The organism is Psychroflexus montanilacus, from assembly GCF_020164535.1.
GTDB classification, from domain to species: domain Bacteria; phylum Bacteroidota; class Bacteroidia; order Flavobacteriales; family Flavobacteriaceae; genus Psychroflexus; species Psychroflexus montanilacus.
The window spans coordinates 190379-210773 of the sequence record NZ_JAIQZC010000001.1 but is presented as its reverse complement, the minus strand read 5'-3'; the positions used below and the strand labels follow the sequence as shown (position 1 = coordinate 210773).

The 20395-nt window shown below is 36.2% G+C and carries 19 protein-coding genes; 5 read left to right on the top strand and 14 right to left on the bottom strand.

Annotated elements, in window-relative coordinates; translation table 11 throughout:
* Genes LB454_RS01000 through LB454_RS00990 form a run of 3 tightly spaced genes read left to right on the top strand, consistent with a single transcriptional unit; the run spans position 1 to position 1906 of the window.
* The gene (locus LB454_RS01000) at positions 1 to 384 is read left to right on the top strand and encodes a hypothetical protein (protein ID WP_224462444.1); all 384 of its coding nucleotides are present in this window, start codon (positions 1 to 3) and stop codon (positions 382 to 384) included.
* Positions 385 to 432: 48 nt separating this feature from the next.
* Positions 433 to 1308, top strand: a complete 876-nt coding sequence (locus tag LB454_RS00995; RefSeq protein ID WP_224462443.1) for an HAEPLYID family protein — start codon at positions 433 to 435, stop codon at positions 1306 to 1308.
* A 49-nt stretch (positions 1309 to 1357) separates the two neighbouring features.
* A complete protein-coding gene (locus tag LB454_RS00990) occupies positions 1358 to 1906 on the top strand; it encodes a hypothetical protein (protein ID WP_224463853.1) in 549 nt (182 codons plus the stop codon).
* Here LB454_RS00990 and LB454_RS00985 read toward each other — a convergent pair.
* The 12 genes from LB454_RS00985 to LB454_RS00930 all read right to left on the bottom strand — a co-directional run bounded on the left by LB454_RS00985 (position 1903) and on the right by LB454_RS00930 (position 14949).
* Positions 1903 to 3429, bottom strand: a complete 1527-nt coding sequence (locus LB454_RS00985; RefSeq protein WP_224462442.1) for a GH3 family domain-containing protein — start codon at positions 3427 to 3429, stop codon at positions 1903 to 1905. The genes LB454_RS00990 and LB454_RS00985 overlap by 4 nt on opposite strands.
* A 122-nt stretch (positions 3430 to 3551) precedes the next feature.
* Positions 3552 to 5678 (bottom strand): methylmalonyl-CoA mutase, encoded by a 2127-nt coding sequence (gene scpA / locus LB454_RS00980; RefSeq protein ID WP_224462441.1) that lies wholly within the window; start codon positions 5676 to 5678, stop codon positions 3552 to 3554.
* 1 nt (position 5679) lies between these two features.
* On the bottom strand, positions 5680 to 7083 hold the full coding sequence (locus tag LB454_RS00975; RefSeq protein ID WP_224462440.1) for a methylmalonyl-CoA mutase subunit beta: 1404 nt from the start codon (positions 7081 to 7083) through the stop codon (positions 5680 to 5682).
* Entirely contained in the window at positions 7076 to 7408 is a 333-nt protein-coding gene (locus tag LB454_RS00970; protein ID WP_224462439.1) for an FtsB family cell division protein, read from the bottom strand. The genes LB454_RS00975 and LB454_RS00970 overlap by 8 nt, the downstream gene beginning before the upstream one ends.
* Positions 7409 to 7426: 18 nt before the next feature.
* The gene (udk, locus tag LB454_RS00965; RefSeq protein WP_224462438.1) at positions 7427 to 8035 is read right to left on the bottom strand and encodes a uridine kinase; all 609 of its coding nucleotides are present in this window, start codon (positions 8033 to 8035) and stop codon (positions 7427 to 7429) included.
* A gap of 20 nt (positions 8036 to 8055) precedes the next feature.
* Positions 8056 to 8715 (bottom strand): alpha/beta hydrolase, encoded by a 660-nt coding sequence (locus LB454_RS00960; RefSeq protein ID WP_224462437.1) that lies wholly within the window; start codon positions 8713 to 8715, stop codon positions 8056 to 8058.
* Entirely contained in the window at positions 8715 to 9068 is a 354-nt protein-coding gene (locus LB454_RS00955) for a DUF4870 domain-containing protein (RefSeq protein ID WP_224462436.1), read from the bottom strand. Before LB454_RS00955 ends, LB454_RS00960 begins: the two co-directional genes overlap by 1 nt.
* Positions 9058 to 10308, bottom strand: a complete 1251-nt coding sequence (locus LB454_RS00950; protein ID WP_224462435.1) for a dihydroorotase — start codon at positions 10306 to 10308, stop codon at positions 9058 to 9060. The genes LB454_RS00955 and LB454_RS00950 overlap by 11 nt, the downstream gene beginning before the upstream one ends.
* Positions 10309 to 10313: 5 nt before the next feature.
* Positions 10314 to 12236 (bottom strand): BatA domain-containing protein, encoded by a 1923-nt coding sequence (locus LB454_RS00945; RefSeq protein WP_224462434.1) that lies wholly within the window; start codon positions 12234 to 12236, stop codon positions 10314 to 10316.
* Positions 12237 to 12241: 5 nt separating this feature from the next.
* Entirely contained in the window at positions 12242 to 13456 is a 1215-nt protein-coding gene (locus tag LB454_RS00940) for a sensor histidine kinase (RefSeq protein ID WP_224462433.1), read from the bottom strand.
* A gap of 73 nt (positions 13457 to 13529) precedes the next feature.
* Entirely contained in the window at positions 13530 to 14306 is a 777-nt protein-coding gene (locus tag LB454_RS00935) for a TIGR02757 family protein (protein WP_224462432.1), read from the bottom strand.
* Positions 14290 to 14949 carry an ABC transporter ATP-binding protein gene (locus LB454_RS00930; RefSeq protein ID WP_224462431.1) on the bottom strand — a complete coding sequence of 220 codons (660 nt, stop codon included), beginning with the start codon at positions 14947 to 14949 and terminating at the stop codon, positions 14290 to 14292. The genes LB454_RS00935 and LB454_RS00930 overlap by 17 nt, the downstream gene beginning before the upstream one ends.
* Before the next feature lie 213 nt (positions 14950 to 15162).
* Here LB454_RS00930 and msrA point away from each other — a divergent pair, with 213 nt between their 5' ends.
* Positions 15163 to 15708, top strand: a complete 546-nt coding sequence (gene msrA / locus LB454_RS00925) for a peptide-methionine (S)-S-oxide reductase MsrA (RefSeq protein ID WP_224462430.1) — start codon at positions 15163 to 15165, stop codon at positions 15706 to 15708.
* Positions 15709 to 15711: 3 nt separating this feature from the next.
* On the top strand, positions 15712 to 16296 hold the full coding sequence (folE, locus tag LB454_RS00920) for a GTP cyclohydrolase I FolE (protein WP_224462429.1): 585 nt from the start codon (positions 15712 to 15714) through the stop codon (positions 16294 to 16296).
* A gap of 63 nt (positions 16297 to 16359) precedes the next feature.
* Here the strand turns inward: folE and LB454_RS00915 are convergent, their stop codons facing one another.
* Together LB454_RS00915 and LB454_RS00910 are read right to left on the bottom strand one after the other, a co-directional pair.
* Complete coding sequence (locus LB454_RS00915) at positions 16360 to 19167, bottom strand: gluzincin family metallopeptidase (RefSeq protein WP_224462428.1); 2808 nt, start codon at positions 19165 to 19167, stop codon at positions 16360 to 16362.
* Entirely contained in the window at positions 19164 to 20393 is a 1230-nt protein-coding gene (locus tag LB454_RS00910; protein ID WP_224462427.1) for a T9SS type A sorting domain-containing protein, read from the bottom strand. The genes LB454_RS00915 and LB454_RS00910 overlap by 4 nt, the downstream gene beginning before the upstream one ends.
* Between the last annotated feature and the right edge of the window lie 2 nt (positions 20394 to 20395).

Below are 20395 nucleotides of genomic sequence, written 5' to 3'. Positions count from 1 at the left end.
ATGTTTAGTTATATAAGACACGGTTGGATTGGTAAAAATATCCTTGGTCTGTTGATACTTGTGTTTTTGAACTCCAGTATCGATGCGCCAGATATTTTTTCAAAAAGTGTTGCTTACAACGAACAGGAAACACTCATTGAACTTATTGTTGAAAAAGGTTTAGGCTTTGAAGAGGCTATTAGCGAACAAGAACACGATAATGAACTTCCAGAAAATTCAGCTTCAAAGAAATTTCAAACTGACCTATTTAGAACTCAATTTTCTGAGAGCTTAATTGACTTTAATTTTGATTTGAAAAACCAGTCTAGTCCATGCTACCTCAACCTGATTTATTCTCAAGATCACTCCAAAATCATTATTCCACCGCCAGAATTTAGAGTTTAAAATTCAGTTTTTTATTTAAAAATAGTTTTAACTCAAATTCAATTTACAATGTCATTACAATATTCATTGAGAATAATTTTATTCTCAACATTTGCTATATGTTCAACTTCTGTATTTAGTCAAATCACAAAGCAGGAAAGAGATAGCATTTACATAGCAGAAACAGAAGAACAAAAAAATTTACCAGCAAAAGTCCTACATGCTGAACCCCTTTACATAGATCTTATAAGAGATTTGGGAGCCAGAAAAGGTGAGAGGGAATGGAACGTAGGTTTTGGAATCAAAGATAATAACGATTTCGAAGAGTATGAAAGCCTCATAGAATACGAATGGGCTCCAATAGATAGACTTGGTTTAGAAGTCGAACTTCCATTTTTATTTTTCTATGACAGAAGAGGAGCTTCCAATGGAGATGCTCTACCTCAAAGTAGGCTTGAAGGACTACAGTTTGCTGCACAATATTCATTTTTAGTAAGTCCAAAACATAACCTATCTATGGCAGGTGGTTATTTGCACAGCTTTACAATGAATGCCTTCAATAGATATGATTCTAGCCGTTTATTTACCGGTAATTTGATGAGTCCATTTCTAGTGGTTGCCAAGCGTTTGGGATCTAATTTCCATTCATTAGTCTATACTGGTCCTGTTTGGGAAAGAGGCTTTAGTGGTTTTGAGAATGAGTTTTTTTTCCAGATTAACACAAGTTTTCATTACATGATTACTGGAACTCGTAATTTTATAGGTCTAGAAGTAAATAAAATTGCTGTTGAAGGCAAGCTGAAAACGACCTTAAGACCACAAATGAGATTAGGAATTACAGACCATCTCATGATTGGAATTGTAACTGGCATACCAATTGACGTTAATAATGATCGCTTTAGTACATTTTTTAGACTAATTTATGAGCCAAAAGCAAAGCCATAACCTTTTTATTTTAGTTATTTTACAAATTATCATTCACTTTAGCTACTCTATGAAAGCTCAAGAGCACCACATATATCCTGATTCCTTAAAAGACGAAATCCAACTTGCTTTAGATTATTTCCCTCAGTTAACTGATGTAAAGATCACATTTAAGTTTAAGTCGGACATTAAAAAGTCGACTATGCAGGCCCAGCCTGACTTTAAGAGTTTATTTAAGGCGAGATCAAAACGAGAGTATTATATATTTATAAGTGAAAAATTTAAAATTTCAGATAAAGAATTCAAGACAGTTAATGTTCCTTCAGATATTATAACGGGTTGGATTGGGCATGAATTAGGCCATATTCTGGATTATGAAAATAGGGGAACTTTCAATCTTATTTGGTTTGGAATTAGGTATTTATATATGGAAAAGCATATAGTAGAAGCAGAGCGATCTGCAGATACGTTTGCTGTCAATCAGGGGATGGAGGAGTATATACTTAAGACAAAAAATTTCATCCTCAATCACGCCGACATAGATGAGAATTACAAGAAGCGAATCAAACGTTATTATTTATCACCAGAGGAAATCATGCAAATTGTACAAGAGCGTTAATGTTCTTGTACAAATTTTTCCCATTCCTGAAATTTTTCTTCGTTCATGACGCGTTCCATTTTTACCTGGCCACCTTTCTTTTTATTCCTTGCATTCCAATCGTAAAAGACATCTGGGTTGATCAAATTGACTTTGACTCCGTTAAGCGCTTTTGTTCTCGCCACTTTATAATTTTTATTGGCTGACTTTAATTTTTCGTCAAGAGATTCTGCTACTTCTGAAGCATCTAATCTTGTGTTGGAAGAGCCTAAGTACCAATAGTGATAAAACTCGTCATCCTCACCACGTTTGGCACAAATGGTATATTCAGAAATGTCCATATCATACTCATCTTCTAGCTCCTTCATGGCAGTATCCATCTTATTTACCGAGAGTTGAGATCCTACAGTATTTAAAAAGAATTTAGTTCGCCCTGTGATTTTAATTTCAGCTTTACTGATATCTGTAAATTGTATGGTATCTCCTATGGAGTAGCGCCATGTACCACTTACAGTACTTATGAGTAATACATAATCTTGGTCAAGCTCAACATCTTCGATGCTTATACTCGGAGAATCAGGTTTTAAAGAACCATCTCGATTTATGAATTCTGGTTTGAAGGGCACAAATTCAAAAAAGATACCATTATCCGTAAGGAGTTGCATAGAATCTGTTCCTGGACGTGTTTGTAAAGCTATAAACCCTTCAGATGCTAAGTAGGTATCAATAACCTCCACGTGTTTCCCAGTTAGGCGTTTGAAGCTTTTTTCGTAAGGACCAAACGCAACACCACCAGAAGTGTATACTTTTAAGTTGGGCCAGATGTCGTGAATAGTATCAACCTGGTGGTAGTCTATGACTTTCTCCATCATCAACTCCATCCAGGATGGAATTCCACTTAAGGCTCCAATATCCCAACTTTTTGCATTTTCAGCAATTTTCTGAACGCGCTCGTCCCAATCATCTATTTTTGAAATTTCTTCACCAGGTTTATAAAATCCACGAAACCAAAATGGAATTCTACTTGCACTTATGCCACTAATTTCACCCTCCAGATGATCATTGTTGTTCTGTAGCTCGGTAGAGCTTCCTAGCATCATGATTTCTTTTTCAAAGAAATCTGCTGGTAAGTCAAAATTTTCGATAGCTAAAATCTGCTTAATTCCAGCATTTTTTATAGCGTCTATCATATCATTAGTGACAGGAATACGTTTACTGGTTTTGCCAGTTGTACCAGAACTCAATGCAAAATAATCTGGATGCCCAGGCCAGGTCACATTCTCTTTTCCTTCGTGTAACTTATACCACCACTCGTTATGCATTTTGTCATAATCAAAATAAGGGATAGTAGATTTAAAATCCTGGTAGGGAGTTTTTGAATCACTTATTTTGGAAAACTTATAGTATTCTCCAAATTCCGTGTTTTTTGCTTTATCTAGTAAAAAGTTAAAAGTTTCCCTTTGATTTTCAACGTGATCTGTTTCTGAAGAAATAGAATTTCTGAGGTTGATGACGCCTTTAATGATGTTTCCTATAATTGCCATGGGGATGAGTTTAATTGCTAAACTAACGTATTAGATATTTTTAATTCTGAATAAAGTATTAAAAAAATTAATCTACAAAAAAACATCTTGTGTTGTAGAGCGTCAACTTTTAGACGAGCATCTTAAAAGCTATCGTTCAATATCTCTAAAATTTGAATCGCCGCATCACTGATTCTGCTACCTGGCCCAAAAACCGCAACTGCTCCAGCATCAAATAAAAACTGATAATCTGCAGAAGGAATTACTCCACCAACAATCACCATGATGTCTTCACGACCTAATTTTTTTAACTCACCTATCACTTCTGGTACAAGTGTCTTATGTCCTGCAGCTAAAGAAGATACACCAAGTACATGTACATCATTTTCTACAGCCTGCCTTGCCGCTTCTTGTGGTGTTTGAAACAAGGGACCAATATCTACATCAAAGCCAACATCGGCATAACCGGTTGCCACAACTTTGGCTCCACGATCGTGACCATCTTGTCCCATTTTAGCAATCATGATACGTGGACGACGGCCTTCTTTTTCGGCAAACTCATCGGCCAGCTCCTGTGCTTTACTAAAGGATTTGTCTTTTTTCATTTCTTTGCTATAAACTCCGCTAAAGGATTGAATTTTGGCCTGATGCCTTCCATAAACTTCTTCCAGAGCATCACTTATTTCGCCAAGGGTTGCTCTTTCTTTGGCGGCGACAACAGCGGCTTGTAGTAAGTTTCCATTTTCTTCTTTAGCGATTCGGGTTAACTCTGCTAAACTTTGCTTGACTTTGTCAGGATTACGCTCTGTTTTTATTTTTGAAAGTTTCTGAAGTTGCTGCTTCCTTACGGTTTGGTTATCCACTTCTAAAGTCACAATAATATCTTCCTGTTTCAATCGGTAGGCGTTTATGCCGATAATTTTATCGGTGCCACTATCAATTCTTGCTTGCTTTTTAGCCGCGGCTTGTTCTATTCTAAGTTTGGGAATACCGGCTTCAATAGCTTTGGTCATTCCACCAAGTTCTTCTACTTCTTCAATATGTTTCCAGGCCTGCTGAGCGATATCATGTGTCAATTTTTCGACATAATAACTACCTGCCCAGGGGTCTACGGTTTTGGTGATTCCTGTTTCTTCCTGAAGGTAAATCTGAGTATTTCTGGCAATTCTGGCTGAGAAATCAGTAGGTAGAGCAATAGCTTCATCCAGTGCATTGGTATGTAAACTTTGGGTTCCCCCAAAAGCTGCAGCAGTTGCTTCTATGCAAGTTCTCGCCACGTTATTAAACGGATCCTGCTCGGTTAAGGTCCAACCACTGGTTTGTGAGTGGGTTCTCAAAGCCAGTGACTTAGGGTTTTTGGGGTGGAATCGCTTAACCAGTTTTGCCCAAAGCATTCGGGCAGCGCGCATTTTAGCGATTTCCATAAAATGATTCATACCCACTCCCCAAAAAAAGGAGAGTCTTGGCGCAAAGGTATCGATGTCCATTCCTGCATCCAGTCCTTTTTTGATATATTCCAAACCATCAGCCAGGGTGTAAGCCAATTCAATATCAGCTGTAGCTCCAGCTTCTTGCATGTGATATCCAGAAATACTGATGCTGTTGAATTTTGGCATGTTCTGAGAAGTGAACTCAAAAATATCCGAAATAATTTTCATAGATGGCGTAGGTGGGTAGATGTAGGTATTCCTAACCATGAATTCTTTCAAAATATCATTTTGAATCGTTCCCGAAAGCTCTTCTTGCTTTACCCCGGTTTCTTCGGCAGCAGCGATGTAAAAAGCCATAATGGGGAGTACAGCGCCATTCATCGTCATAGAAACCGACATTTTATCGAGTGGAATTTGATCAAACAAGACTTTCATATCTTCCACTGTATCAATAGCCACACCTGCTTTCCCTACATCTCCAACCACGCGTTCGTGGTCACTGTCGTAACCTCTGTGCGTTGGCAAATCGAAAGCCACAGATAAGCCTTTTTGTCCGGCAGCCAAATTTCGTCTGTAGAACGCATTACTTTCTTCTGCGGTAGAGAATCCAGCATACTGTCTTATCGTCCAGGGTCTTCTTACATACATGGTTGAGTAGGGACCACGAAGATTAGGCGCCAATCCTGCCGCAAAATCTCTGTGCTCTACCTTGTCCAAATCTTCTTTAGAATAGGTAGATTTAATTTTGATCTGTTCTGCAGTTTTAAACTTCGACAACTCTTCATTCTCTGCCTTAGTTGCCGACTTTAAAGTCATCTGCTGTATATTTTTTCTTTCCATACTACACGTTTTGTTTTGAAGATGGATTTGTCTTTTCTCTTTCCAGCCTTTCCTTTTCGATAGGTTCTGCTAATCTTTTTTCTAAAATTGGTTCTATAAGGGTTTTACGCTGCTGTTGCTTCAAAAATGGAAATAACTCTAGGTTTTGAGACATCTGGTCATCGATGTTTTCATACTTGTTTAATCCAACCAAAGTGAATTTTCCAGTATTGACTTTTGCTTGTTCTTTTTCAGCGCTTTCTTTTATTTTCTTCTGAATTTTCCCTTCGAACAGCTGATGGATAAAACCTTTTCCAGCTTCAATGGTTTTGAAAATGTCTAAAGCTTTTTCAGCCAATTCTTTGGTGAGATTTTGAATGTAATAGGTGCCGTCAACAGGGTTTAAGACCTTGTTAAAATAGCTTTCCTGTTTTAAAATCAATAGTTGATTTCGGGAAATGCGCTCTCCAAATTCATTGCGTTTATGGAAAACTTCGTCGTAGGCTAGGTTATTGACCCAATCGGCTCCCCCCAAAATAGCACTCATGCATTCAGTCGTGGTTCTGAGCATATTCATGTTGTAATCATAAATTGTATGATTCCTTTTGCTGGGTTCAGCTATAATGTGAAGCTCAATATCGAAATCGTATTCGTTACCTAAACTGTTAACCAGAAGTCGCATAGCTTTCAACTTAGCAATTTCAAAAAAATAGTTCGAACCCTGCGCTATCACAAGATTAACGTTTACAGTTTTCAGCTTTAAGGTTGAATTATCTAACAGATTCAGATATTCGTTAAGATGTGCCAGGGAGTATGCCAGCTGTTGTATAATAATTCCTCCGGAATTTTGATACAGTCTCGCATCAATATGGATTTCATTTTGAAAGCTTTCAAATTGAGCTGTCTTTAAAAATATTTCATTGTCTTCCTTTTGACTTTTAAACCAATTGCCTGAAGAGGCTAATTGATGAATGGGATCGAAACCTAACCAAACCTGTTTATTTTGATTTTTTAAAAGAGTATCTAATTTTTCAAAAAAAGGTAAATCCTGAACTAAAAATTCAACATAAAGCGGAGTAGTGTCATCCTTTAGCGCCTCAAAAAACCTTAATTTTTTATCATCAGCTTCAGGAATAATAATCCAAAGACTTTCCGCTCCGCGTTCTATGACATCTTTTGCGTTTTCAATGGTTATGTCAACGTTTTCCAAATATAATTTTTCAGTCACATACCAGGCTGGCGATTCAGGAAGTGTAAACTCATAATCGTGATTGTCTGCATTATAAAAAGGTTTTATATCGATACCTTCATCGGTAGAAGTGACAAGGGTTTCGTTATAATCTGCTCCTTTCAGGTCAGCCTGTATTTTTTGTTTCCAAGCTTTGGCCGAAACTGGATCGAACTCATCAAATAAGGTTTTACTCATCTTTATCTGTTTTTAAGCTGTCTTCGTATTCAATGATATAAATATCTTCATTGGGACGTTTCATGAAATAGGTTTCTCTGGCAAAACGTTCTATTTCTATGCTGTCTTCCAACTCTTTCAGAATTTGTTTATCGCTTTTAATTTCTTTTTGATAATATAGTTTATTAGCCTCTATCTCCTCAATTTCCTGGTTTAATTCCCTGTGAATCAACCACGAGTTGCTGTCCAGAAATAACATCCATACGATAAAGACCGTGAGCACCAGCACGTATTTGTTGCTCATGAATTTAAACCAGGGTTTCTTTTTCAGGTCTTTAAACTTCATAGTTGTAAGTTACTAAAATTACAGGAGTCTTTCCTTGATAATAGTTTGAACTATGTCTATCGCCACCGTATTGAATCGATTGTTGGGGATAATGATATCCGCGTATTCTTTGGTTGGTTCAATAAACTGCTGATGCATGGGTTTCAAAGTCGACTTATAGCGATCCAAAACTTCGTCGAGATCTCTGCCACGATCGGAGATATCTCGCTTAAGACGTCGCATCAAGCGTTCATCACTATCGGCATGAACAAAAATTTTGATGTCAAACATTTCTCTAACTTCAGGATGAGTAAAAATCAAAATGCCCTCTACTATCATCACCTTCCTGGGTTTTGTAGTGATGGTCTCTTGGGTTCTATTGTGTTCTTTGAATGAATACACAGGTTGCTCAATGGATTCTCCCGACTTTAATATTTTTAAGTGCTCGACTAAAAGATCAAAATCTATAGATTTTGGATGATCAAAATTGATCTTCTTACGCTCTTCCATCGATAAATGAGACAAATCCTTGTAGTAAGAATCCTGATAAATCACATCAACTTCGTCGTGTTGCAGTTCGTTTATAATTTGGTTGACCACAGTGGTTTTACCACTTCCAGTCCCTCCGGCAATGCCTATAATGAGCATAATAAAAAGATGTAAAAAAATTAGTTGTTTTGCTTTGCTAGCCAGGTTTTGAAACTTTGGAAGTTTTGAGGGTTGATGCCATGACCAACTGGGTATTCTTCATAGGTCATGTCAATTTTCAATTCTTCTAAAAAGGGTTTATTGTTTCTGGCCCATTCCACAGGAATCACCTGGTCCACACTTCCATGAGAATTATAAACTTTTAAATGGCTAAAATCCTGGGATTCGTACCCAGCCTTTAGCATATTAGGATCCACATAACCAGATAAACCAATGATGTTCTTTACCAGATGTGGATACGAAAGCCCAAGAGCAAAACTTAAAATAGTTCCCTGGCTAAACCCAAGCATAGTCACATTATCTGCATCTACAGGATAAGCTTCCAGAGCTTCCTCTATAAATTTTTTCACTAATTCTCTGGATTGTACTGCTTGTTCAATATCGCTAAACTTCCCCTGCTGCGCATCAAAATTGATGGCGTACCAGGCGTTGCCCATGGGCTGAAGCGAATGCGGAGCTTTCAAGGAAATAATCATGTATTCTTCTGGCAATTCTCCGGCAAACGAAAATAAATCATTTTCATCGCTGCCGTATCCGTGCAACATGAGCATAAGTGGCGCATTTCCGGATAAGCTCGAAGGTCTTATTAGATGCGTAAGTGATAAATCTTTAGTTGTCATTAAGTCAGTTTTTTAAATAAGGTTTGGCATAGATTTCCAATCAATGGAACTTTAGTTTTTTTACCGGAAACCGCTCCTATAAATCCGTAAATCCAAAGAATGAAATAAGCCAAATAGAACGCCGAGCCAATCATTAAGTTTAGCGTTTCCGTTAGGCTATCGTACAGTCCATTAATGATTACACCAAATAGAATAATAAGTAGATTAATTCCAATGGCTTGTCTTATATGAAAACTGGCAAACTCGTGTTTACTCTCATCAGAGTTGAGAAACAAAGCCAAAATGCTACCAAAAATGGTAAAATAAGCCACAATGGCTGCGGTTTTTCCGCTTCTTTCCTGTTTAATTTTCATAGAATGAGCTGTTATAAATACTTCCTAAAACCTTTCCCTTTAAGCTTTCACCAAGGAATATAGCGTTCTTAGATTTAGAAATAATATGTTGTTTTTGGAATATGTATTCTGAATTTGGATCGAACAAGCTTAAATCTGCCCGTTGATTAACTTCAATTATTGACGTTTGTATTCCAAGTTTCGTCTTGGTTTTGGATAATAATTCTGAAGCTTTTTCGACACCAAACAAAGTGTTCAAGACTGAAAATGCAGATTCTAAGCCAATGCTTCCATAACTCGCGTTTTCAAATTCAAGCTCTTTGTGTTCTTCATCCATGGGTTCATGGTCGCAAGTGACCATGTCTATAGTCCCCGTTTTTACAGCTTCCCTTAAAGCCTCTGCATCTTTCTGAGTTCTCAGCGGAGGAAGGATTTTGTATTTGCTGTCAAAACTCTCCAGCTTTTGACTAGTAAAGAATAAATGTGGCAAAGCAACGCTACAGGTTACTTTTAGACCTTTAGCCTTAGCTTCTTTAATCAATTGAATTGAATTTTTGGTCGATATGTTCGGGATGTGCAATTTGCCTCCTGTGTATTCTAAAATATAAAGATCTCTTGCGACTTGTAATTCTTCAGCCAGACTTGGCATGCCTTTTAATCCAATGTAAGTGGTAAACTCATCTTCATTGACTTGAGCTTGTCCTGCTATAGATTTATCCTGAGGAAAGGAGAATAGCAGGCCATCAAAACTTTTGACATACTGTAGGGCTATTTTGAATAAGTTAGCATCTGCGATGGGTATCTTAAAATCGTAAAACCCGACAGCTCCCGCCATTTGCATGTCGTATAACTCTGCTAGATTCTTTCCATCAAAGCCTTTAGTGAGTGCTCCAAGTGGTTTGATGTCAATAAGCTGTGTATCGATTTGTTGTTGCAGAAATTTGACTGCAGAATTTGTATCGGTTACAGGATAGAGGTTTGGATTTAAAAAAAAACTGGTAAACCCCGATCGTCTTGCTGAAGTGACACCATTTGCTAGGGTCTCTCTCTCTTCAAAACCTGGCTCCCCAAATGAGACCGAACTGTCAAAGAATCCATTGGAGACGTGTAAATTGTCAAAGTTAATGATCTTGTCTGCACTTTCTATGGAGGCTTCAAGTTGAGTAATCACACCATTTTCAATCAAAATATCTTTGGTTTGGAGATGATGAGAACTTTCTGGATCTAGAATTTTGGCAGATTTTAGAAGTATGGATGACATAGGCATTATTTTAAAAATCTCAGAATTAAAAGTTCTATTAAAAAGAAACCAATTGCAAAAATAAGCATCCAGGTCCAAAGCTCAAGGATTTTCCTCTCTTCTGTAAAAGAATTAAAGGCTTCGGGAATAGACGAGAAGTTTTTGGTCTCCAAAGAACTCACATCCATTGGTTTAAGCTCGCTTTCACTTCTATTATGATTGAAGCTTAAGGTTAATAAAACAGAATCCTCCTGAACTAAATCAAAATAGCCAGCGGTTTCTGGCTGGTATTGGGTATTGATTAGTATTGAATTTCCACTTCTTTTTTGTTGAGGAATCACTTGCTGAGAGTCGTTTTTAAGCTTTAAAACTTCATCTTTCCCTAGATTTGCTTTTACATTGATAAGATTTTCCTTTCCTAAAAGTGAATATAGTTGTGGGTTGGGACTGCTTTGCATGGCAATATTATAGAAAACGGGTACCACAAGCGGAGAATTTGTAAAATTGGAGACATCAGAATTTAGTGCTGAAGCAAAACTGTAAATGTTGTTACCTTCTGCCAAAAAGGATTGCCCATTACTGAATTTTAAAATAGGAGTGAAGGCAGTATTCATCCTTAGAAATCGTGAAGTAGAGGGGTAATCAAAATTCTGAATTTTCTCTGAAAAAACGTTTTCAAACAAAGGGTGGTCAAAATTGATACCGGTGATTTCTCTTTTTGCTGATATTGAACCTTGATAAATTGCAGACCCACCAGCAATCGCTTTAAACGCGTCTGGTTTTGCATTTTCATTCGGTATGATGACTAATGTCCCTCCATTGTCTTGAAATTCTCTCAGTCGACTGATCAAAATAGGATTGACGTTTTCTATTTCATTAAGGATGACAAGATCTGTTTCCAAAATTCTAGAATAGTCAAAGTTTGAAATTGGATATTCTTTAAAATCAAATAGATCTGTTTGATAGATAGAGGCTAAAAAGGATTTGTTAGTATCCAATTCTGAGTAAAGCGATAACACATCGATTTGCTTTTCTTTGTTTAAGCTGAAATACAAGGTGTTATCATAAGACATTCCGTCGGAGTCTATCTCTAATTTTCCGCGTTTGAAATCTCTGTTGGACAAGTCAAAGTTGACCAAAGTTGAAGCGGACTTTTCAAAGTAAGCTTTGGTCTTGGCAACTAGTTCGTCGTTATCGAACAGCGAGACAGTGATGTCTTTTTCTGTTTTTGCTTGAGAACTGATTTCTGCTTGAAGAGTTTTGCTAGTGTTACTGGATTGTAACTGAGCAGAAGTAATTGTGAAATTTTCTAGTGAAGATGGGGATTTCACAATCAAACTGAGCTCTGTATCACTTTCAGGCTTCAGGCGAACTTCATTTTCAAAGTTGAGCGCATCTGAGATGATAAATAAACTACGGCTAGACTCCTGTTTTTGAAATAGAGACTCGGCTTTAAGCAACAGGTTCTCATAGTTTAGTTGAACGGGAGCAAATTCAATGGAAAAAAAATCGGTTTTGATATCGCTTTTTGTCACATTTTTCCAGGTCAGATCATTTGTAAAGAGCGAAAATCTTTGCTTTTCGTCTAGCTCATCCCATAGGTTTTGTTTGGCTTCTTCGAGTAAGGACATTTGTTTTCCAGGCAGTTCCATAGAAAAGGAATTGTCTAAATAAATGACGATTTCGCTGTCTTCTAGGGCGGTGTCTGTATGAGCAATAAAGGGTCTTGCAAAGGCCAAAACTAAAAAAACCAGACCTAGAAGCCTGGTAGCAAGGATTAACCATTTTTTAAGTGTTGAGCTTTTTCTGGATTGGAGCTTGATACGTTCTAGTAAAGCAACGTTACTAAACTTGGTGGTTTTGTATCTTCTAAGTTGAAATAAATGAACTAAAATGGGAATGATGAGCAGAAAGAGGAAGTAAAGAACGTCTGGCTTTTCAAAAATCATATAAATTACAACTTTTTGGTCCGTTCTACCGTAAATTCAAAGGTGGTTCCTTTTCCTTCTACGGAGTTTACAGAAATTTTTCCACCTAAGTTGTGTATCATTTTTTTGACTGTGGAAAGCCCAATTCCGTTTCCTTTGTTGCCTTTTCTGTCATTTTCCGCAGCAGTAGAAAACAGATTAAAAATTTCTTTCTGTTTGTCTTCAGGAATACCGATGCCATTATCTTTTACATAAAAGCGATAAAAATTTGGCTCCTTTTTAAAATCGATATCAATTTCAATTTTTGGCTTGTCGTTGTACTTAAGGCTGTTGCCAATCAGGTTGAGAAGAATTTGTTCCAAAGCTACGCGATTGGTGTAAATGTCTATGCTTTCTTCTGGAAATCTGATGTCACAATCGTCACCGATATCCAGCATTTCAACAATATCTTCCACAAGCGAGTGAACATCAAATTTTTCGAGCGAATCTTCATTACTGGTAATAGAATCACTTTCGTAATGAGTGAGAATATTGGAGATATAGTCGCTAAGCTGAAAGGATGATTTTTTAAGGTTATTGAGGTAATCTAATCCTGCTTCATCCAGTTTATCTTTATACTTTGCTTTCAAAACGTCTATGGTCACAATCATATTGGCCAGAGGCATTTTCATATCGTGAGAAACAACTCCGGCAAAATTCCTGAGCTGTGCGTTTTTTTCTTTTAGCTGTTTTTGAGTCTTATTCAAACCTCTGTTGATGGAATGCAACTCAAATAATTTAATGACTTGATTGGCCAGAAAAAAAAGACCTTCTTTTTGTTTTTTGGATAAAGTCCTTGGTTGATGATCTATAACACAAAGGGTGCCGAGCGCATAACCATCTTTGTCTCTCAAAGGAACCCCTGCGTAAAAAATAACCTGATCATCACCTTCAACTAATGGATTATTTTTGAACCTTTCGTCTTCACGAGCATCGGACACTTCCATGATGTCATCGTCTGAATGGATAGCAAAATTACAGAAGGAATATTTCTTTTCGGTTTCACAATGATCTATACCAACTTTGGATTTGAACCATTGTCTATCTTCATCCAAAAGAGAAATCAGTGCAACGGGAGTATCACAAATAGAAGCGACTAATTTTGTAATCTGATCATATTCCTGTTCTGGTAAAGTATCTAAAATGTCTAAAGACCTGAGTGCTGCAAGTCTTTGGGATTCAGTTTTGGGATCGGTCTTCATCAAAGCGTTATCTAAACTTATTCTAAATATTAACAAACTGCAATATACAAAAATTAGTGTTTTATACCTAGTCTTAAAAACTCTCAAAAGCACCTAATCCAAATAATGCAAAATCATATTTTACTGGGTCTTCAGCATCCAAAAATCGGAGGTTTGTGTCCAGTTCTTTTACTGCTTTGGCATCGTTTTGGGTTCGCTTCAATAAGCCCAGTTCTCTTGCGATTCTACCCGAATGCACATCAAGTGGACAGGATAACAGAGAAGGAGAGAGGCTTTTCCAAATTCCAAAATCTACACCATTTGGATCTTTTCTCACCATCCAGCGTAAAAACATATTGATGCGTTTTGCTGCTGAATTTCTTTCTGGATCACTCACATGCTTTTCGGTTCTTTTTTCATGATCGAGTTGAAAAAAAATGGATTTAAATTGATGAATGGCAAGCTGAAGCGAGGTGTCAGTTTTGTAAGTATTAAAAACAGTTTCTAAACCGCCGTGCTCAGTATAAATGAATTTTAAGGCTTTAATAAAGTACTTCAGATCCGTTGAATTGAAAGTTCTATGAACAAAACCATCGCAATTTTCAAGATCAGCTTCAGTGTGATTTAAAATGAAATCAAAGGGCTCAAATTGAAGAATTTGGCAGAGCTTTTCACCATTGTTTAGAATACTTTTTCTATTGCCCCAGGCAATGGTTGCCATCAGAAAACCTATGATTTCTATGTCCTCTTTCTTTTGAAATTTATGAGGAATAGAAATGGGATCTGTTGCTATAAATTTAAACTGATTATATAACTCAACTTTCTCGTCTAAAAAGGACTTTAACTCTATAGTTTTAGACAAATTTGCCATCTTTCATTTCCAATTTTCTATCCGCCATATCGGCCAATTCTTCGTTATGAGTCACAATGACAAAGGTTTGATCAAATTCATCACGCAATCTTAAAAACAACTTATGCAATCTGTCAGCAGAAGCAGAATCTAAGTTTCCAGAGGGCTCGTCTGCAAAGATAGCCTTTGGCTGGTTGATGAGTGCTCTGGCTACAGCAACTCTCTGTTGCTCACCACCACTAAGTTCATTAGGTTTATGATCCGCTCTATGCTTTAGGTCCAAATAACCCAACAATTCTTTTGCCCGTTTTTCTGCTTTTTGTCTTGAAGTTTTATTTATAAAAGCGGGGATACAAATGTTTTCAATTGCTGAAAATTCTGGTAATAATTGATGAAATTGAAATATGAATCCAACATTCTCATTTCTAAATCTTGCCAAGGCTTTTTTCTTTAAACCATTTATTTGTTGCCCGTTGATTTCGATGATAGGGTTCTTAGCTTTGTCTGGCTGTTCTAATGTGCCAAGAATTTGGAGCAGGGTTGTTTTTCCAACTCCAGAAGGTCCAACAATTGAAATAATCTCCTTTTGTTGAATATCTAAACTAATATTGTCTAATACTTTCAGCTCTCCATAATGTTTGCTGATATTCCTGGCTTTTATCATGAATCAAATTTGAAGTTCAAAAGTCAGAATAAAATCTGAATTAAAAAAAATACTATGGATTTAAGAGTCTTTGCATAATTAACTCGTTATGAAATGAGTATCAACATATGAATCAAATGTCTTAATCTGAAAAAATCATCACCTACTAATATTTCCTTAAATGAAAAAATAATGTTTAATATATGCGTAGATTTGTTCAACAAAATCTAATTTATGTCAGATCAAACTTTAGAACTAGCCACTTTTGCAAATGGATGTTTTTGGTGTACGGAAGCCGTATTTCAAAGACTTGAAGGTGTAATAGAGGTGAAATCTGGTTTTACTGGTGGAAAAATAAAGAATCCTCCATATAGAGAAGTCGTGATGGGAAGAACTGGACATGCTGAAGCAATTCAGCTTACTTATGATCCTGCTGTAGTGGATTATAAAACTTTGCTTTATGTCTTCTTTTCTACACATGATCCTACAACGCTAAATCGTCAGGGTTATGATGTGGGTGAACAATACCGAAGTGAAATTTTCTATCACGATGCCAATCAAAAATCCTTAGCAGAATCTGTAATATCAGAATTGGAATCTGATCAAATATTTCAGGATGAGATAGTCACAAAGCTTTCAGAGGCTTCAATGTTCTATACAGCCGAAGAAGAACATCAGAATTTTTATAACAATTTCACAGAAAATAGATATTGTCAATTGGTCATTGAGCCTAAACTGGCTACGCTTAGAAAAAAGTTTAGTCATCAACTTAAATCTTAACACATGTCTTACAAAACCTACGAAGAATACACTCAACCTTACGTTGATGAAATAAAGACTAATTATTCATCAATTCTAGAAAACATTGGAGAAGATCCTTCTAGAAATGGAATTTTAAAAACACCAGAAAGAGCTGCAAAAGCAATGCAATTTTTAACTCAGGGCTACGATATGGATCCACAAAAAATTCTTCTTGGAGCTATGTTTGAAGAAGATTATGATGATATGGTTCTGATAAAGGATATTGAATTATATTCTCTTTGCGAACATCATATGCTTCCTTTCTTTGGAAAAGTTCATATTGCTTACATTCCCAATGGTAAAATTGTAGGGTTAAGTAAAATACCAAGAATTGTAGATGTTTTCGCTAGACGTCTTCAGGTACAGGAACGCCTAACGCATGATATACTTGAGTGTATCAATGATACTTTACAACCAAAAGGTGTAGCCATAGTTATCGAAGCTCAACATATGTGTATGATGATGAGAGGAGTTCAAAAACAAAATTCAGCGACAACCACTTCAGGTTTTAGAGGTGAATTCAAAAAGCAGGAGACACGAAATGAGTTTCTAAAACTTATTGGGTAAAACTAAGTTGAAATTACAAGGTTATCACAAAAGCCAAATTTAATATGAGTTTGGCTTTCGTATTTAATACCACTTTCTAGTAAATAATTTAAAAATAGTCGAGAGGTCCAGAGAAACGATGAAACGAATGCGCTGATCGTAGTTATCTTCTCCCATTTCCCATCCATTGCTGGAATAAACAGGAAGATAAAGTTCAAAATAATCTTCTACGAAGCTCAGGCGAATTCCAGAATCGTAAACAAATTGAGGATTGTTTAGGCTATTTTTAAAAAACCCTGCATCACCATAGGCAAAAATCCAATTCCATATGGTTGTACTCACATTTGTAGAAACAATCCAATCGTCTGCAAATCTTTGGTCAAATTGAGATTTGAACCCACCTTCAGCCATGATAAATTGCTGACTGAAAAGTCCGCTTTCTTCACTTCTTCCGTAATAATTGTAGTCAAACAAATAATCTGTAGGTCGGTCCAAAGCAAAACTAAAAAAATCAGAATCTTGTGTATCGTTGTAAAGAAACACACCACCATAAAATCTTAAATTGATTTGTCGGTTGTTGTTGAAAAGTTTTCTGAAACTGAAGGTAGAAGAAATTTTGCTAAATTTTTGAGCAATCTGATAATCGATGGATGTAGTAAAGAAGCGGTCCAAATTTTTATCAGTGAAATTATATCTTATATTGAAAATATTATAATTAGGTTCATCTGTTTCTACGAATTCATTCTCTTCCTGATCCACGTTGACAGATCTTACAGTCAAATTATGTCTTGCATTATCTCTCAAGTCCTGAGGTCTGTAGGTCATATTGATATAACCAGAATAGCGATTGTAAAATAAATCCTGATCGTAAGAGAAACGAGATCCTGTCAATCCATATCTCACTTTAAAAAGGTCTTCACCTTTTAAAAATTGAGTGTAATCTATGGAAGCTCCACCAACTACTGCATTGCTGGCAAGACCATATTTAGGGTTGATTTTGAAGCTTAGCTGCTTTGGAAGCAATGATGTATTGTATAGTTTTGGACCTAAAGCAAGTCCATCATACAGATTATAAGTAAACTCCGGAGTAATGAACAATTGATTGTATTTAGGGTCATCGATGTCCTCTAATAGCCTGAACTGAAATGGTTTATTTAGCAGTTTTCCTCTGCTTTTGAAATTATTACGGGGGTTCAGTTCTGGAATAACTTCTTCATAATTTACAGCAACCTGATCGCTATTCAAATTTTGAATATAAATAACAGTGTCTTTTCTAAAAGCATCCACCCATTCTTTGGAAATGACTTTTTTATCCTTAAGTTGATAAACAGCGACTGGCATTGCATTTTTAGTCTTGTTCAAAATTCTCACTTCTAAAGAATCCTCTACCTTTGTAACACCTTTTATTTTGAAGTCAATGTCTTTTGAACTCCCCAGGTAATTTAAATAAAACCAACTTATATCTTTGTCGGTAAGTAAAGATAATATTTCAAAATAATCACTTGGTTTTGAGTATTTTAAATTATTATCTTTAAAGTAAATATTCAAGCTTTTATCTACAATCTCTTTGCCGAGATAGTCTTCTAGATACCTAAAGCCAAGTCCACCTTTATAGGGATTTGACAATTTTTGATTAAACTTGAGAAGGCTGTCCTGTGGAAAATCTACAGGCTGTCCAAGATTTTGTCTAATAGTCGTTTCATGGATAAATTTGTATCTGTCATTGAACATCAAGTCTGAGGCGTGAAACCACCTTACACCTACAACTTTTGAAAAAGATCCAAGAAGTTTTACATCCGGATAATAAGTTTCCACATAATCCATCATTACTTTGACCATGATCGCATCGAGAAACCATTGATTTTCTCTTGTGTTTGTAAGTAGGGAGCGTCTTAGGTACTGGTCTGTGATAGTTTTAAGAACTTTTATATCGTATTGAAATCCATCCGGGAATGGCCTTATAAAACTTGGTAATTGATTAAGCCCATAAACAGGAGATCTGTTATAGTCTTCTTCGGTAATCATCATGGTATCAAAACTGAATTTTCCAAACTTCTCTTCGAGATAATAGACGATTCTATCAAGAATGAGTGCTTCAATTTCTGGTCGGAGTTCACTGTCCTTCAGGTTGGTAAGTATCTTAACATGATCGGTTTGTACGCTTTCAAAATTATCAACTCGCTTTATAAACAAACTCGAACCTACAAAGTTTTCTCCCTTTAGTTCGATTTTTTGAAATCCAGTAAGTTGACTTTCGATTTTCTTTTGATTAAAACTGGACTTGACGACATAAGTATTAGGAAACTCTAAACTCAGGTTATAATTCAGTTTTTGTAAGGGATAATCATTTAAATCTTTGTGACTATAAAGTACCCAATCCTTTTCATAAATAGCAGGGGAAATCAACCAGTGTTTTAAGTTCAATTCATTTTGATTCCATCCAAAACCAGTAAATTTATGATCGGGAACGATGACAGAATAGTTTAAAACAATATCAATTTTTTGACCAGGTTTCAAAGGTGTTTGTAAGCTTATTTCAATAATATCAGGCTGGCCATCAACACGTTTCCAGTTGGAATCAGCCGACTTAATTGACAAGGAATTGATAGTTGTTCCTCCTCTTTCATAACTTGGGGCAAAGTGAAATCTTCTCACATATTCCTGAGCATATCTTTTAGCCAAAGGACTCTCCTTATCAGAAAACGCATTAAGCCAGTCGTAAAGATAAATCGTTTTTAGGTCCTTCTCACCAGTATTTGAAAACGTGATAGTTTGAGAGATGGTGAGTGTCTTGAGGTCTTCAGATGTAAGAATATCAGCAGATATCTGGTTTTGAGTTACCCCCGAAACACAAATAAAAACAAAGGCTAAACACAGTAGTTTTTTTCTCAATGGTTCACGTAAAATTTTTCAACGTTCGATATTTTTTCTAATTTTAAGAAATACAATCCATTAGAATAAGAGGAAACATCCAGTGAAATTTCTAAACTTGTAACGTCAAAGGATGTTATTTCTTGTCCTAACATATTATAAATCTTGGCTTTTTTTAAATTCATTTGTGGAGAAAACCTCAAATCTAATCTTTCTGAAACGACATTTCCATTTATAAGCAAGACATTAGTTGAAGAATCAAATTCAGTTGTTGATAAAAAATCCTCATTTATAGCCAGATCCATGACCACAGGAAGGTGATCGCTCATAAGATATAGCTGTTCTCTCAATTCTTGACCGTAGGCTCCATCACAATCTATACTGTTAATATTGTTATTGAAACAGTTGGCATTATTTCCTAAAGCTTTATAAGTATCCTGAATATATGAAATGCTATTTCCGTTTGAATTTAAAGCGTCTGAAATTAACATGATATCAAACCTGTCATCCAGGCCTCCTCCAGCTCCAAATCCATCAAATTCTGCAGTACTCGTGCGAGTACTTTGAGTGTGGATGCCAGCAAAACTTGAATTGTTATTCCAGTCTCCTTCTTCGTTAATAGGATCTATCATTGTCAAATTTGAAGTTCCATTCAATAAGGTTTGGTAGCCAGGTTCGGATGCAGAATACATATTAAAATCTCCGGCTAATAGAATATTGGAATCTGAAGGAAAAGTTTGAATATAATTAATGAATTGCTGGGCTTCAAAAGCACGTTCAGCTACATTAGATTCTCCTCTGGAAGCCTTGAAATGAGCTACAAAAACTTCAAATGGTTGCTTCGAATCCGTATTCAATTCAAAGCTATAATGGTTTATGCTTCTCACATTGGTCTCTATTTGGTTGGTATAATTCAGTTTGAACTTGTCGCTATCATAATATACTAATTGATGAATTAAAGAGGCCCCGGATGAATTAAATAAAAAAGGAGATTGAGCTATGTTCGCAGAGGTGTAATGAAAAGATTCATTCAAAATATCCTGTGCGTCTCGTTGTGATTCTACTTCACAAACCATGAACAAGTCTGGCTCGTAAGTACTTAAAATTGAATTCAAAATTTCCAATCTATTTGTCGGTGGTGCGCTAGAAAAATTTAGTAAATTATAAAACATCGTCTTGACTTCCGTCTGGCCAAAACAAAATTGAGAATATAGTAAAATTAAAAACAGCCCCGCGAGTCTAGCCATCG

Coding starts and splice junctions, on each gene's coding strand:
- LB454_RS01000 (WP_224462444.1), top strand. CDS start 1: ATGTTTAGTTATATAAGACACGGTTGGATTGGTAAAAATATCCTTGGT.
- LB454_RS00995 (WP_224462443.1), top strand. CDS start 433: ATGTCATTACAATATTCATTGAGAATAATTTTATTCTCAACATTTGCT.
- LB454_RS00990 (WP_224463853.1), top strand. CDS start 1,358: ATGAAAGCTCAAGAGCACCACATATATCCTGATTCCTTAAAAGACGAA.
- LB454_RS00985 (WP_224462442.1), bottom strand. CDS start 3,429: ATGGCAATTATAGGAAACATCATTAAAGGCGTCATCAACCTCAGAAAT.
- scpA (WP_224462441.1), bottom strand. CDS start 5,678: ATGGAAAGAAAAAATATACAGCAGATGACTTTAAAGTCGGCAACTAAG.
- LB454_RS00975 (WP_224462440.1), bottom strand. CDS start 7,083: ATGAGTAAAACCTTATTTGATGAGTTCGATCCAGTTTCGGCCAAAGCT.
- LB454_RS00970 (WP_224462439.1), bottom strand. CDS start 7,408: ATGAAGTTTAAAGACCTGAAAAAGAAACCCTGGTTTAAATTCATGAGC.
- udk (WP_224462438.1), bottom strand. CDS start 8,035: ATGCTCATTATAGGCATTGCCGGAGGGACTGGAAGTGGTAAAACCACT.
- LB454_RS00960 (WP_224462437.1), bottom strand. CDS start 8,715: ATGACAACTAAAGATTTATCACTTACGCATCTAATAAGACCTTCGAGC.
- LB454_RS00955 (WP_224462436.1), bottom strand. CDS start 9,068: ATGAAAATTAAACAGGAAAGAAGCGGAAAAACCGCAGCCATTGTGGCT.
- LB454_RS00950 (WP_224462435.1), bottom strand. CDS start 10,308: ATGTCATCCATACTTCTAAAATCTGCCAAAATTCTAGATCCAGAAAGT.
- LB454_RS00945 (WP_224462434.1), bottom strand. CDS start 12,236: ATGATTTTTGAAAAGCCAGACGTTCTTTACTTCCTCTTTCTGCTCATC.
- LB454_RS00940 (WP_224462433.1), bottom strand. CDS start 13,456: ATGAAGACCGATCCCAAAACTGAATCCCAAAGACTTGCAGCACTCAGG.
- LB454_RS00935 (WP_224462432.1), bottom strand. CDS start 14,306: ATGGCAAATTTGTCTAAAACTATAGAGTTAAAGTCCTTTTTAGACGAG.
- LB454_RS00930 (WP_224462431.1), bottom strand. CDS start 14,949: ATGATAAAAGCCAGGAATATCAGCAAACATTATGGAGAGCTGAAAGTA.
- msrA (WP_224462430.1), top strand. CDS start 15,163: ATGTCAGATCAAACTTTAGAACTAGCCACTTTTGCAAATGGATGTTTT.
- folE (WP_224462429.1), top strand. CDS start 15,712: ATGTCTTACAAAACCTACGAAGAATACACTCAACCTTACGTTGATGAA.
- LB454_RS00910 (WP_224462427.1), bottom strand. CDS start 20,393: ATGGCTAGACTCGCGGGGCTGTTTTTAATTTTACTATATTCTCAATTT.